General features: G+C 39.8%; 15 protein-coding genes and 1 pseudogene. 7 read left to right on the top strand and 9 right to left on the bottom strand.

Annotated elements, in window-relative coordinates; translation table 11 throughout:
* Position 1: 1 nt before the first annotated feature.
* The 4 genes from ACEYW6_RS12350 to ACEYW6_RS12335 all read right to left on the bottom strand — a co-directional run bounded on the left by ACEYW6_RS12350 (position 2) and on the right by ACEYW6_RS12335 (position 2,371).
* Positions 2–307, bottom strand: coding sequence for an urease subunit beta (locus tag ACEYW6_RS12350; RefSeq protein ID WP_412979913.1), 306 nt, complete (start codon positions 305–307; stop codon positions 2–4).
* Between the two features lie 21 nt (positions 308–328).
* On the bottom strand, positions 329–631 hold the full coding sequence (gene ureA, locus ACEYW6_RS12345; RefSeq protein ID WP_412979912.1) for an urease subunit gamma: 303 nt from the start codon (positions 629–631) through the stop codon (positions 329–331).
* Positions 632–673: 42 nt separating this feature from the next.
* Positions 674–1,513 carry an urease accessory protein UreD gene (locus tag ACEYW6_RS12340; protein ID WP_412979911.1) on the bottom strand — a complete coding sequence of 280 codons (840 nt, stop codon included), beginning with the start codon at positions 1,511–1,513 and terminating at the stop codon, positions 674–676.
* 78 nt (positions 1,514–1,591) lie between these two features.
* Positions 1,592–2,371 carry a class I SAM-dependent methyltransferase gene (locus tag ACEYW6_RS12335; RefSeq protein WP_412979910.1) on the bottom strand — a complete coding sequence of 260 codons (780 nt, stop codon included), beginning with the start codon at positions 2,369–2,371 and terminating at the stop codon, positions 1,592–1,594.
* A 118-nt stretch (positions 2,372–2,489) separates the two neighbouring features.
* Between ACEYW6_RS12335 and ACEYW6_RS12330 the strand changes: the two genes are divergently transcribed.
* Positions 2,490–2,720, top strand: coding sequence for a type II toxin-antitoxin system HicB family antitoxin (locus ACEYW6_RS12330; RefSeq protein ID WP_412979909.1), 231 nt, complete (start codon positions 2,490–2,492; stop codon positions 2,718–2,720).
* A gap of 69 nt (positions 2,721–2,789) precedes the next feature.
* Here the strand turns inward: ACEYW6_RS12330 and ACEYW6_RS12325 are convergent, their stop codons facing one another.
* The 4 genes from ACEYW6_RS12325 to groES form a co-directional block, all read right to left on the bottom strand.
* Positions 2,790–5,483 (bottom strand): ParA family protein, encoded by a 2,694-nt coding sequence (locus tag ACEYW6_RS12325; protein WP_412979908.1) that lies wholly within the window; start codon positions 5,481–5,483, stop codon positions 2,790–2,792.
* 12 nt (positions 5,484–5,495) lie between these two features.
* The gene (locus ACEYW6_RS12320) at positions 5,496–5,936 is read right to left on the bottom strand and encodes a hypothetical protein (protein ID WP_412979907.1); all 441 of its coding nucleotides are present in this window, start codon (positions 5,934–5,936) and stop codon (positions 5,496–5,498) included.
* A gap of 100 nt (positions 5,937–6,036) precedes the next feature.
* Positions 6,037–7,671 (bottom strand): chaperonin GroEL, encoded by a 1,635-nt coding sequence (groL, locus tag ACEYW6_RS12315; RefSeq protein WP_190892556.1) that lies wholly within the window; start codon positions 7,669–7,671, stop codon positions 6,037–6,039.
* An 87-nt stretch (positions 7,672–7,758) separates the two neighbouring features.
* A complete protein-coding gene (gene groES, locus ACEYW6_RS12310) occupies positions 7,759–8,070 on the bottom strand; it encodes a co-chaperone GroES (RefSeq protein ID WP_069071443.1) in 312 nt (103 codons plus the stop codon).
* Between the two features lie 265 nt (positions 8,071–8,335).
* Between groES and ACEYW6_RS12305 the strand changes: the two genes are divergently transcribed.
* Both ACEYW6_RS12305 and ACEYW6_RS12300 read left to right on the top strand, forming a co-directional pair.
* On the top strand, positions 8,336–8,794 hold the full coding sequence (locus ACEYW6_RS12305; protein WP_412979906.1) for a (2Fe-2S) ferredoxin domain-containing protein: 459 nt from the start codon (positions 8,336–8,338) through the stop codon (positions 8,792–8,794).
* Between the two features lie 329 nt (positions 8,795–9,123).
* Positions 9,124–9,801 (top strand): response regulator transcription factor, encoded by a 678-nt coding sequence (locus ACEYW6_RS12300; protein WP_012407592.1) that lies wholly within the window; start codon positions 9,124–9,126, stop codon positions 9,799–9,801.
* A gap of 69 nt (positions 9,802–9,870) precedes the next feature.
* Here the strand turns inward: ACEYW6_RS12300 and ACEYW6_RS12295 are convergent, their stop codons facing one another.
* Positions 9,871–10,179 carry an NIL domain-containing protein gene (locus tag ACEYW6_RS12295; RefSeq protein ID WP_190892551.1) on the bottom strand — a complete coding sequence of 103 codons (309 nt, stop codon included), beginning with the start codon at positions 10,177–10,179 and terminating at the stop codon, positions 9,871–9,873.
* A 400-nt stretch (positions 10,180–10,579) separates the two neighbouring features.
* On the opposite strand from ACEYW6_RS12295, the gene ACEYW6_RS12290 reads away from it, so the two are divergent.
* The 4 genes and pseudogenes from ACEYW6_RS12290 to ACEYW6_RS12275 all read left to right on the top strand — a co-directional run bounded on the left by ACEYW6_RS12290 (position 10,580) and on the right by ACEYW6_RS12275 (position 13,568).
* Entirely contained in the window at positions 10,580–10,957 is a 378-nt protein-coding gene (locus ACEYW6_RS12290; RefSeq protein ID WP_412979905.1) for a 4-Cys prefix domain-containing protein, read from the top strand.
* Between the two features lie 14 nt (positions 10,958–10,971).
* Positions 10,972–11,391 (top strand): annotated as a pseudogene (locus ACEYW6_RS12285) (serine/threonine protein kinase); the annotation flags it as partial.
* Positions 11,392–12,039: 648 nt separating this feature from the next.
* On the top strand, positions 12,040–12,528 hold the full coding sequence (locus tag ACEYW6_RS12280; protein ID WP_412979972.1) for a DUF192 domain-containing protein: 489 nt from the start codon (positions 12,040–12,042) through the stop codon (positions 12,526–12,528).
* A 254-nt stretch (positions 12,529–12,782) separates the two neighbouring features.
* On the top strand, positions 12,783–13,568 hold the full coding sequence (locus tag ACEYW6_RS12275; protein WP_412979904.1) for an Rpn family recombination-promoting nuclease/putative transposase: 786 nt from the start codon (positions 12,783–12,785) through the stop codon (positions 13,566–13,568).
* Positions 13,569–13,694 lie beyond the last annotated feature (126 nt).

Here is a 13,694-nt window from a genome sequence, read left to right as displayed (position 1 = left end):
TTTAGAGGTTTCCGTTAATTTTGGCGTTGAAGCCGTAGACTTGGCGAGTACCAACGAGGGGGATTAGAGTTATTTGTTTTTCGTCGCCTGGTTCAAAGCGGACTGCGGTTCCTGCGGGGATATCGAGGCGCATTCCTCGCGCTTGTTCTCTGTCAAAATTTAAGGCGGTGTTAACTTCATAAAAGTGATAGTGGGAACCGACTTGTATGGGGCGATCGCCTGTATTTGAAACTTGCAATTTTATAGTTGGACGACCAACATTTAGTTCAATTTCACCTGTTGGTGTGATAATTTCCCCAGGAATCATAATAAACTCAAATTTCCAAACTTAACGAATTGGATTATGTACTGTTACTAACTTTGTGCCATCAGGAAAAGTAGCTTCTACCTGTACTTCATGCACCATTTCTGATATTCCTGCCATGACATCATCCCGCGTCAATAGAGTTGTACCATAACTCATTAATTCAGCTACAGTTTGCCCATCCCTTGCACCTTCTAAAATGGCAGCAGAAATATAAGCAACTGCTTCAGGATAATTCAGTTTTAAACCCCTTCCTTTACGTCTTTCTGCTAATAAAGCAGCAGTAAAAATTAATAGCTTATCTTTTTCCTGCGGCGTCAGTTGCATTCTTGCCTCTTCCTTCGCGTCCTTCGCGCCTTCGTGGTTCGTTCAAAGCTGCCACACTCTTGGTATACAATTACCACAATTCAAAAAAGAAACTCGCAGCATCTGCCAAACATTAATAAACCAGTTTCTAACCTCAGATGTAGAAGCACCGCGATATCGACACAATAATCCATGTTGTAATCGACTAACACCCGCTTCTCCTTCCCCATCCCATAAATTTCGCGTTTTTTCGACAATTTCTCCTGAAACTGCACCAGCAACCCAAACTAGACTACCTACTATTGGTTTTCCAGCCAAGCCGTGGGGACTGTGAAAAATATCTTCGCTACCCCCTAAGCATTGCCGATCAATCCACAAGGGAACATCTCGCTGCCAAATTTCCGTGTGCGATCGCCATTCACCTTGCAAGAATTTCTCTCCTCTAGCACTGCGACCAAATCGGGTAATTTCCCAACCTAACCAACTGGCCCCGGTTGCTAATTCTACCCGTAAATCTTGCCGATAAATTGCGTCGTTAAATAAAATTGTCTCTTGCGGCAACCATTCTAAACAAGCACCAGCGTCAACTTGCATCTGGATGGTTTGTCTAGCTTGTAAGCCATTGCTGCGGTATATTTTGCTTGCAGCAGCTGTAGTAATTAAGGCTTGGGCTTGGGGTTGGAGGTGGATGTTAGAGGATAAGCGATCGCCTCCTACAACTCCCCCAGCCGTGTGTAAAATGACGCTATGACAAACTTTTTCCCCTTCTGGGTAAAATGGGCGTTGTACCTTCAGGGGCGCTTGTTGGTGATTGTAAATTAATTGGGTTTTACCCTGGCAATCGGCATAGACTAAATTAAGTTTGCCATGCCAACCTTCTTCTACTTGCGGATTGCAGGTCATTTATAAATTCAAGATTAAAGTTCAGATATCTTATATTTATTTATTTAATGCATTCTCTGCTAATTTACTTGCAATTTATCATTGTTTTTCGCCAAGGTGTACGCTAGTGCGATAGACCATATAGATAAAACCACTTTTATCACGAAAGCGCTGATATAATTCTTGAAAATTATCAATAAGCTGTTCGTATGCCGAGCCTTCACGCGGCAAATAAGAAACACTCATTGCTCTGCCAATAAGTCCAGCTAAATCTAACTGTTGTCTATAAGTAAAATTATATTCACGGATATTAATAAAATGGGGATTTACTAACAATGGCTCTACCGTTTGCATTCGAGATTCTGCTGGGTGATTATTAGATGCTTCGCGGACTATTCGGCTATATTCTGTAGTTAACGCATCTTCTTGATCACGGTTATTCCACACCACAGCCAAGCGTGCTGATGGTTTTAAAATGCGGTGAAATTCCAATAAAGTTGGTTCGGGATTGAACCAGTGGAAAGCTTGAAAACAAGTAACTAAATCAACTGAATTATCAGGTAGTTGGGTAAATTCTGCTGTTCCATCACGAAACTCTATCAAAGGATGTGCTTGAGCAGCTTCTCGCATCGCCGCGTTTGGTTCTATGGCTATGACATGAACTCCGCGTTCAGCTAACAATCTTGAAGAAATTCCTGTACCTGCACCAATATCTGCTGCTATGAGTTGTGAATTTTCGCCTAATCCTTCCAAGATAATATCAATTGCATCTGCGGGGTAACTTGGTCGATATTTTACATAATCCTCTGCTCTGTCAGAAAATCGGTTGAGTGGGTTTAAGGTATGTAAGGGGGTTGTTTCAGGATTAATTTGGCTCATAAGTTTTTATATAAAAGTAGAAGTGCGTAGGCGTAGCCCGTCGTAAACATCGCTGTACTTCAGAAAAGCGATACGACAAGAATTAAACTGCTCTAAAGAGTAACATCTACATACAATAATGGAAAGATTGCTAAACATCCACATTGAAAAACTACCAGAAGACGTTTATTTAGCAACATCTGACGATCTTCAAGGTTTAGTAGCTCAAGGACGAACTGTTGCTGAAACTTTAGAAATTGCTCGTGATGTAGCGCGTAAGTTATTAGAAGCACAATCTCAGGATCAAGAACTAGATTATTTGCAACCAATAGCTGAACAATTTAACTATCCTTTACTTGTAGATCAGTAGTCAATTCATTGGACGGCTAGCTGGCTTTAGCTACAGAAATTATCAAAATCTTAAAAACCTAAAACATTTTTATACCGCGCCTCTACGATCCATTTCAAAACCATATACATAGATATCAGCAACCTTATAGCGTTTCTCTTTTTCGCGCCATTCAATAATGCCAATTTCACTTAAAAAAGAAGCAAATTCTTCAAAGTCTGCTATATCATGTGCTGACTCTTGCCATACTGTTTGTAACTGTTCTTTAGATAAGAAGGCTAATTTACCCTTAAGAGAATCAAAAAATTTAGTCAAATCAGGGTATTCCTCTTTAATTTCTTCACACCGCTTTTCTGATGCTTTTTTCAAACCAAATTCTAAGGATTTTCCTTGAAGTAGACGGTCTGTACGAAATTTGCTTGATGATTGTCCCTTATAGCTTAGTTCTTGTTCTTTTGCTCCTTTCAGTAATATACTTAAACTCCGAGGAAAAGTAGTGCTACTTGAGTCTGTTAATCGTTCATAAACCCATCGAGATACATTTTTAGCTCTATTTCCACCTCGGCGACGACTTCCCCACAGTAATTCTAAGGCTTTATCAATTGCCTCTTCTGTAGCTTGATCAATACTTTCAAAAGCGACAGGAGAAATACGGTCAACTAAATTCTTGAAATCTTCAGATTGTATTGCTTGACGAAGTGCTAATCGTAAAAAATCAATCCTAGTCCACTGTAGGATAATATCCCGTCCAGTAAAATGACTTTTATTGTCAAAACTTAAACGATTCCATATATCTTCTCTTAAAAAAATTTTAAATCTAATTTCTGTTAATCTGTTAGCATCACAAGATTGGACTAATTGAAATAATCCAGTGAGTGCTTGCTGTCTTATTCCTCCTACTTCAGGAAAATCTTCATCTAAATCATCGTAAAGAAACCACAGTTTTTGAGAATTATTTTTGGCTTCTTCATTAAGCAGAATATCTATGGCATCTTTGACTATGAGGCGGAGTTCAGAGTTAGTAGATAATTCTAACAAAACTTGAGTAGATTCAGACTGCCATCTTTCTTTAGGTAAATTATTAATAATTTTCCTCAATTCACTATACTTTGCGCTTTTCTTTCCTTTAGGAAAGTTAAACAAATTTTCCTGATGACATCTAAGTAGTAAATAAGCTCTCCAGAAAGCTTCCCATGTACCTCTATTTTGTTGTAAAGTTTCATGGATGATTTGAAATTCATCACGAGTTGGACGACTTTCCTGAAATCTCCCATGTGCTGACAAAAATACAGTATTATCTAACCGTCCATGAGCTAGTTTTTGAGCAACACTTTTGTGTTTTAGAAAAAGCCAATAAAGTGCGGTTTTTCCTGTGCCTTTTCGCCCTCTAATTAGGCAGGTTGTATCGTCTAAAAATCTTTCAAAATCAGTAGTACGCTGAAATAGTAGATTCAAATCTTGTCTTGGATCAGCAGCATTTACTTCAGGAAATTGCAGACTTTCAATAATATTCCACCGATGATCTATTGTATTTAAAACATTGCTACGTTTGAGTTCATCAGTTTTTTCATCAATTAAGTTAGCAATTTTTGTGTAGTAATCTTGCATACCTTGTACAGGATAGCTATCAGCCAAAGCGATTGGCAAAAGATAAGGGACTACTAAAAGTTTTTCTATTGGAGTTTGAGAATTATCTAAATCTGACTCATCTTCATCTGTTTCATAATTTTCATTTATTCCCGTATTTAATCTGTTCAGCAATGAGTACCAAATTTGTTTTACTTTCGATAAACCAATCTCAGTAACATCAGGAACAGGAGAAAAAACAAAATTAATTGATAAGTTTTTTAGCCCTTGCAGTGATTGGATTAGCAGTTCTATTCCTTGTTTATTTTGTTCGTTAGGGAAAAGAAATATAATTGCTTCATCAGCTGCTTGAATTAATGATAAAGCTCCCCATTGATTGATTCCAGTTCTCGAATCAATTAAGATAATATCAGGTTTTAATTGTTCGTAAATTTCACGTTTAAAAAAAGACCAAAGACTTTGATCTCCATCAATAATAGTAGTAGCATGAAGATCATCAACTTTGGAGACATAATCAAGATTAAGAGAACCAGCCGGAACAACAAATAATCTTCCAGTGGCGTTAGATATTTTCACTTCGCCAAATATTTCAGAAATTGAAATACTTGGTTCTACGTCTTCTGGTAAATAGGAACGCTCATAAAAATAGTCAACTATTCCATACTTTGGTTGTGGCTTGAGGTTGAATGCTGTACTCAAGCCAGGTGCTTCTAAATCTAAATCCACGGCTACGACTTTAAGACCACGTACTGCCAAAATTGAGGCAACATGAGTTAATGCAGTAGTTCTACCTACTCCTCCTTTAAAGGAATAAAAGGTTACGGTTCTGGGTAAACTGGGTTCAGGCTGGGGAAGTTGAGGTTGATTTTGCGGATTTGCTGCTTGAATTGCTAAATCTTGCCAAGTTTGTACTGAAGCTGTATTAAAAGCCTGCGGTGCAGAAAGATTTAGTGAATCTGCTTCTTGAGGCGTATATAAGGAAATAAACCCAGGAGATAAATGAGGAACTTGTGATTTAAGTAAGTTAAAACTTTGTTCTTTCCTTTGAGGAATAGATAAATTAATAAAGCGATCGCTTACAATAGTCAAATTCAATAAACCTGATGTAGAAATATTTAAATCAACCCATTCTTGTGAATTATGCACATATTGGTTTGCAATTTCTTGCTTTAGCAAAACCTGCCAATTTTCTTGCATTTGACCACCTCTTTAAAGTTGAGTAGCTTGCTTTTGTAACCACCTCTTGAGATTCTGATAAGCTTTTAACCAACGTTTGTAACTTTCATCATCAGGCTCAAGGCCACAATAACGCATATCTATAAAATTTTGGCTATTTGGATTTTCCACTTCATTAAGCCATTTTCGCACTTCAGGAAAATGAGCAATTCTAGATTTAAGTCGATTGTGCCGATTTAATGCTTCTATGTAACTATGTCCCGGATTAGTAATAGTATGCCCGGGATTAGTAGAATCTGTCTTCCATTCCTGAGTTGCACCCTTTGCTAAGGTAGCAAAAATCATTGCTTTTAATAAACACTCAATGGTTACACCTCCAAAGTGCATAGCGGCTACTCTTCTTTCCGATTCTTTTCTACATAATATTTCAGTATCACAGTGACGCTGCATAAAAGCGGCTTGGTAATCTTCCATTTTGTTATTTTCTCGTTTGAAACACCTGAATCTTGACACAAAAAAACAGCCGCCTCCACAAGGGAAGCAGCTGTTTTACAAATTATGTAACTACAAAGTATTAGTAATCGAAGTCGCCGCCACCAGCACCAGCGCCAGCAGGAGCGCTATCCTTAGGCTCAGGCTTGTCAACTATGATACATTCGGTTGTCAACACCATACCCGCGATTGAAGCAGCGTTTTGCAGAGCAGAACGAGTCACTTTAGCAGGGTCAACAATACCAGCAGCTAACAAATCGACGAATTCGTTTGTCGCAGCGTTGTAGCCAACGTTGAAGTCTTTCTCTTTCACGCGTTCAGCGATCACAGCACCATTCTGACCGGCGTTTTCAGCAATCCGCTTCAGAGGTGCAGGTAAGGCGCGAACGACAATCAAAGCACCAATCAACTCTTCATCCTTAAGATTGCTCTTTGCCCAAACTTCCAATTCAGGAGCAAGGTGAGCCAAAGTTGTACCACCACCAGGAACGATACCTTCTTCCACAGCAGCTTTGGTCGCGTTGATAGCGTCTTCTAGGCGCAACTTCTTGTCTTTCATTTCGGTTTCGGTCGCTGCACCAACTTTCACTACAGCAACACCACCAGAGAGTTTAGCAAGACGCTCTTGTAATTTCTCTTTGTCGTAAGAAGATTCGGTTTCATCGATTTGACGACGAATCTGTTCGACACGAGCCTTAACAGCAGCTTCGTTACCTTCGGCAACAATTGTGGTGCTGTCCTTGGTGATGGTGATCCGGCGAGCTTTACCCAGGCTATCTAGCTTGGTATTATCCAGCTTCAGACCCGCATCTTCGGTAATTAGTTGACCACCAGTTAAAACAGCGATATCTTCTAGTAGTGCTTTGCGGCGATCGCCAAAGCCAGGAGCCTTAACAGCGGCCACGTTTAGCACACCGCGTAAACGGTTTACTACCAAGGTTGCCAAAGCTTCTTTTTCAATATCTTCGGCGATAATCACCAAAGGACGACCAGCACGAGCTACTTGCTCTAACACTGGTACGAGGTCTTGTACCAAAGCGATTTTCTTATCGGTCAGCAGTATGAAAGGCTCATCAAAAACCGCTTCCATCCGCTCAGGGTCGGTAGCGAAATAAGGAGAGATGTAGCCTTTGTCAAAGCGCATCCCTTCAGTGATTTCCAATTCGGTGAACATAGATTTCCCTTCTTCTAGGGAAATTACGCCTTCCTTGCCCACCTTGTCCATTGCTTGGGCAATCATCTGACCGACTTCTTCGTCATTACCAGCCGAGATTGCACCAACTTGGGCAATGGCTTTGGAATCTTCCACTGGACGGGCGTGTTCTTTGATTTTGTCTACCAAAAAGGCAGTAGCTTTATCAATACCACGCTTCAGGGAAATTGCGTTAGCACCAGCTGCAACGTTCCGCAAGCCTTCTTTGACGATCGCATGAGCTAAAACGGTGGCAGTTGTGGTGCCATCACCCGCAGCATCGTTTGTCTTAGAAGCAGCTTGACGAATCAAAGCTACGCCAGTATTTTCAATATGGTCTTCTAATTCGATTTCTTTGGCGATCGTTACACCGTCATTGACAATTTGTGGTGCGCCAAATTTCTTTTCTAGGACTACGTTACGACCTTTGGGACCAAGGGTAACAGCTACAGCCTCAGCCAGGATGTCAATGCCTCGTTCTAAGGCGCGACGGGCGTTTTCGTTGTAGATAATGCGCTTTGCCATAGGTGTCTAAATTCCGGGATTAGGTCAATTTTTTCTTGAATTGGGCATGGGGTATCGGGAAAACTCTTCCCTATTCCTCATTGCCCACTAAATAACGACTGCTAAAATATCTTTTTCAGAAAGCAGTACATATTCTTCGGTACCGAGCTTGATGTCAGTGCCAGCGTACTTAGAGTACAGCACCTTATCGCCGACTTTAATTTCCAATTCTTGACGGCTACCGTCATCGTTACGCTTACCAGGGCCAAGGGCAACTACTTCCCCTACTTGTGGCTTTTCCTTGGCGGTATCGGGCAAATACAGACCACCTGCGGTCTTTTCCTCAGAGGCGTTCACTTTTACGAAAACGCGATCGCTCAAAGGTTTAACTGTAGAAACGCTTAAAGATAAAGCTGCCATATTATTTCTTTCCCTTAGAGTTTAGCACTCTCGACTCCTGAGTGCTAATCTACCGAAAAGTAGCGTCCGATGGCAAGAATTCTTTGAGTACGGGTTCCCGAACTAGAGGCTCATAGATGTACTTAAGTATAAATGCTTAATTATTTCTATCTTTCAGGGTCTGTTCCGTAAGTTCCGAATATTTTTTTATGGTCAACTTTATTTGCAAAGCTTGGAAATTGTTATAGAACTGTAATCAGGGAGCCGCTCGATAAGTAACAATACAGTGATCCAGTCCAGCCATCAAATCCCCAAAGCCACTAAATCTCTAGAACATAAAGCCCTGAGTAATTGCGTAGAAATTTTAGGACTTGCAAAAATTCAGCGACACATTTTTATTTGCGCTGACCAGACAATTGCTAACTGCTGCTCAAAACGAGCTAGTCTGGAATCCTGGGAATACTTAAAAAAGCAGCTTAAAGAGTTAAAACTTGATGAGCCGCAACAGAGTCATCCCATTTGCGTCTATAGAACTAAAGCCAAGTGCTTGCGCGTTTGTTGTTCTAGACCCATAATGGTGGTTTACCCTGATGGTGTCTGGTATCGCCAAGCAAGCCCGGAAGTTATTGAGCGGATCATCCAAGAACACTTAATAGGCAATAAGGTGGTAGAAGAATATGCATTTTTAACCCATCCTTTGCCAGAAACTTCCCTAGTTTCTTGTGAACACCTCATAGAGGCTTAACAACCGAAGGATATGGTACAGCAGTAAGCTTTAAGAAAGTGCGGGTTGGTTTTGAGGTAGGGTCATCTTTAAGCCAATACTTACTTGTGAGTCAGAAGGATTATTATTTAATCAGTGTTTTTTCGCCCGCCACTTTCAATGCGATATATAATAGCGCATTATAGATACTACTGCTATACGTATCCTTGCTGGACTTTTGCTATCGAGCTACCAGTCTCTTGAAAGTGCTCGGCATTTTTGAGACTTCGAGACAGCAAAGGCAAGTTAAGTAGGAAAAAGGACAACATCTCCAAATAACCCACCATAGAGGATAAATATTCAAGACTTTGATGGACCGAAGCGCGACAAGTGCCACTGCTATGAAAGAGCCCAGCATGAAAGATCACAAACGACTTCTATTGATTGATGATGACCCTAACCTCATCTTGCTGGTGAAGGATTACTTAGAATTCCGGGGATACGAAGTCATCACCGCCGAAAATGGACGTGAAGCTCTGGAAATTTTAGAGCAAGATGTTCCAGACATGATTATCTGCGACGTGATGATGCCGGAAATGGACGGATATACTTTTGTGGAACAAGTCCGGCAAAACGAACGCACCAGTTGGATTCCGGTTCTTTTCCTTTCAGCTAAGGGACAAAGTGCAGACCGAGTTAAGGGTCTGAATAAAGGTGCTGATGTTTATATGGTCAAACCCTTTGAACCAGAAGAACTCGTAGCGCAAGTTGAATCCTCGCTGAAACAAACTATCCGTTGGAAAGAACACCAAGCAAAAGGAGGCGAAAACGGTTCCCGTATCCAAGTTCCCTTCGATGTGCAATTAACCCCAACTGAACTGAAGGTAGTCCAGTTTGTCGCTAGGGGTTTAGCTAACCGGGAAATTGCTGAAGAACTAAATGTTAGTCAGCGCACAGTTGAAAGCCATGTGTCCAATATGTTGGGCAAAACCAATCTCCACAACCGCACTGAACTAGCGCGGTGGGCGATTGAAAATCAAATGGCTTAAACAAAGTTAATAGTTAACAGTTAGGAGTTATGAATTATGAATTTTTTAACTCCTAACTCCTAACTAAATCTACCAACCATCTTCTTCAGGGCTGGATTGGTGCAAAACTTCTAAATCCAGTTCATCTAGGTAAGTTAGGGCGCTTTCAATCTGGGAAACAGTACCTCGCAGTTCCAGATCGAAGCAGCTATATTGTGGCACGTTTGCGCTTACCTGAGCATCAGCAATAATGACTATGACCCCATAGTGAGAAACCAGTCGTGAAATGACTGGTTCCTCATGCAAGTCTTTAGGAATGCGAACTTGGATGCGAGTTTGGGTGCGTCTATTATCTAAAATATCAGTATTAGATTTTACTTGTTTATTTGGAATTGCCATTCTAGCTTCCTACTCGACTTCTGGGATGGGGTTTTACTTTGCACAATTCTTTTAACACTAGCGTCACTTATCCCACGTAGGCAAGCAAGAAAGTATTTACCTTTGCAAACCATTAAACTAGATGTAGTAAATGTGAAGAATTGCTCATAATTCGGTATTTATGAGGTTAATTGTTATTCTATAAGCGCTTTCGAGCACATTGAATATAGCGAATTTTTAGGGTTATAACAATTGTTGTAACCCTAATTTATTGTGTATGAAATTTAATACTGAAGTGAGAACTGCTATATATGTTACTTTGTCTAAATTTTAGGGAACTCTCTTAATAGAACCTTATAGGTTTAACCCTCTGTTTAGATATCAATAAAAATCGATTCTTTAGGATATTTACTTCTGTGTAATGACCTATTGTATAAATCCCCATTGTCCAAAGCCTGTTGACCCAGCAAATGTAAATAACCCTATTTGCCGTAACTGTGGGTCAGAAATACTGTTGCAAGGCCGCTATCGGGTAATCAAACAACTAGGACAAGGTGGCTTTGGTAACACTTTTGAAGTTGACGAGTGCGGGAAAACTAAAGTTTTAAAAGTGCTGACTGAGAAGAACCCCAAAGCCATTGAACTGTTTCAGCAGGAAGCAAAGGTTTTAAGTCAGCTAAACAGTGTGGGTATTCCTAAGGTGGAACCAGATGGTTATTTTACTGTTTTACCTAAAAATAGCTCTGTACCATTGCACTGTTTAGCAATGGAGAAAATTGAAGGCGTAAATAAGGCGTAAATTTAGAGCAGTGGATGGAATTTCGTAATTATCAACGTATTTCTGAAACTCAAGCTCTCAATTGGCTAAAACAACTTGTAGAAATTCTTGCTTTAGTACACGCTCATCAATATTTTCACCGTGACATTAAGCCTCAGAATATCATGCTGCGACCAGCTGGGCAGCTTGTCTTAATTGATTTTGGCGCAGTTCGACAAATCACGACAACCATTTTGGCGGGAAATTCTCATACCAGAATTTTTTCACAAGGCTATTCACCGCCAGAGCAACAAAACGGTTATTCGGTACAGCAGTCAGACTTTTTTGCATTGGGACGGACTTTTATTTTTCTGCTCACAGGTAAGGAACCCCAGGATAAAGAAATTTATGACCCTCTGACTAATGAGTTGCACTGGCGAAAATCTGCACTCAATCTTTCTCCACTTTTGGCAGATTTAATCGACCATTTGATGGCTCCTACTGCAAATCAGCGTCCTCAAAATACGCAAGTGATTTTGCAGAAGTTGAAGGGAATTGAAAAAGAATTACAAATACCTAAACTTTTATCGCAAAAAACGGCAATTCAATCAACCAACAGGTCTAAATCAGTCAATTCGTCTTCTAGCCAGACTCAGAAAAGCCAAAAACTTTGGCAAGTTCTCATTGGCTTAGGAGTGGGATGTTTTGCTGTTGTGATTGCGGCTATTAATCAACCAAACACCAAAAATCCGGTTTCTGTTTCTCCTATAGAAAATGTTCCGGTAGCTATTCCTAGTCCAGTTAGCCAAATTCCTGAAGTCCCATTAACTGCTAAATCTCAACCGACAATAAGTCCTTCAACTTTGCCTACATCTGACAAAAGCTTGGCAGAAAGAAGAGAGCAGTTAAATGCTGATATAAAGGAGAGAGAACGTCAAAATACTTTGGCTTTAAAATTGTTACGAATTGGAATGAGTTTAGATCAAATTGCTCAAGTTACTAAATTCTCTATTGAGCACATTCAAGTTTTACAAAAAGAAGAAGCCGAGATGAGGGAAAGAAGAGAGCAGTTAAATGCTGATACAAGGGAAAGGGCACGTCAAAATACTTTATTAACACAAAAAATGCAACAAGCCGATAAAGACCGACAAACAAAAATTGAACTTGAAAAGACTCAACCTTTGACTGTAGTAACATCAGAGTTTGATAACCAAGCTTCATTATATATGGGGCAAAATCTGCCAATTTCGGCTCAAGCAACTTTTCCTAAAGGTAGAAAAATAAAGCTAGAAGTTGCACGAACGCAAGAACAGCAGATGATGGGCTTGATGTATCGACCTGCTTTACCAGATAACCAGGGTATGGTGTTTGTATTTCCCTCAGCCCAAACAGTCAGCTTATCGATGAAAAATGTCCCTGTATCTGTGGATATGGTTTTTCTTCAAAATGGGATAATCAACTATATTGAGACTGCTGCACTTCCCTGTAATAGTGAGCCTTGTCCCACCTACGGTACTTACGTGTTAATAGACCAAGTAATTCAACTGAGGTCTGGACGAGCACAAGAATTAGGTTTACAGGTAGGTGATAATGTCAAAATTGAGATTAACTAATTACGCTTTATGTGAATTAAAAACTCTCAAGCAATATTAAAGGTTTCAGCTTTAGCTTAAATTTTAAACTCTAGCCTTATGAATGAGACTACATTGTTTCAGCCTTCAACTCACATAAGCCATTAATTATATAATTCTACGCACACAACTATCTTAGATATCATAGTTTATAGGTTAGGTTGACGTAAGGAAACCCAACATCAACAAACTTAATTTTTATCAACAATACCTGATACCCTTCCTTTAGGGCTGCCATGTATGACAATATCTGTAAATTCATTGCCGAAAACTTCAAAGATGATTTAGCAACATGGTTACTAGGTTCACCGATTAAATTAACAGAACTTAGCCCTACTGAATTATCAAGCGAACCAATTCGCGCCGATTCATTAATCTTATTGCAATCTGATGATTTAGTTCTACATACCGAGTTTCAAACTGACCCTGATGAAGATATCCCCTTTCGGATGTTAGATTATCGGGTTAGGGTTTATCGCCGCTTTCCTAACAAAGAAATGCGCCAAATAGTAATCTATTTGAGAAAAACAAGTTCAGAATTAGTCCATGAAAACAGTTTTAGATTAAACAACACTTACCATCAGTTTGAGGTAATACGCCTGTGGGAACAACCGACAGACAGGTTTATGAGTATTCCAGGTCTATTACCCTTTGCCGTGCTAAGTCAGACAAACGATCCTACAATGGTATTAACCCAAGTAGCCAAAGCAGTTGAAGCAATTAGCGATCGCCAGCTACAAAGAAATATAGCTGCTGCCAGTGGCATCTTAGCAGGTTTGGTATTAAAGAAAGATGTAATTAGCAAGATTTTAAGGAGTGAGATTATGCGCGAATCAGTCATTTATCAACAAATCCTAGAAGAAGGCGAAGCTAAAGGTGAAGCCAAAGGCAAAGCAGAAACAACAAGAAAATTGGCTTTAAATTTGTTGCGAATTGGAATGAGTTTAGAACAAATTGCTCAAGTTACTGAATTATCTATTGAGCAAATTCAAGTTTTACAAGAGGAGATTCAAAATTCTTAATTTTAATTAATCGCTTTAGAAAATAGGTGCTTATACAAGCAAAACCCGCATTCGCGGGTTTTGGAGTTTTTATGAGTCAGCGCAGACAGACTTGGTTTTTGTAGACGCGATTAAAAATCGCCTTAC

The sequence above is a fragment of the Nostoc sp. UIC 10607 genome, assembly GCF_047228265.1.
Lineage (GTDB): Bacteria > Cyanobacteriota > Cyanobacteriia > Cyanobacteriales > Nostocaceae > Nostoc > Nostoc foliaceum_A.
Note: the sequence above shows the minus strand (reverse complement) of the source record. Positions and strands in the feature narration are given on the sequence as shown.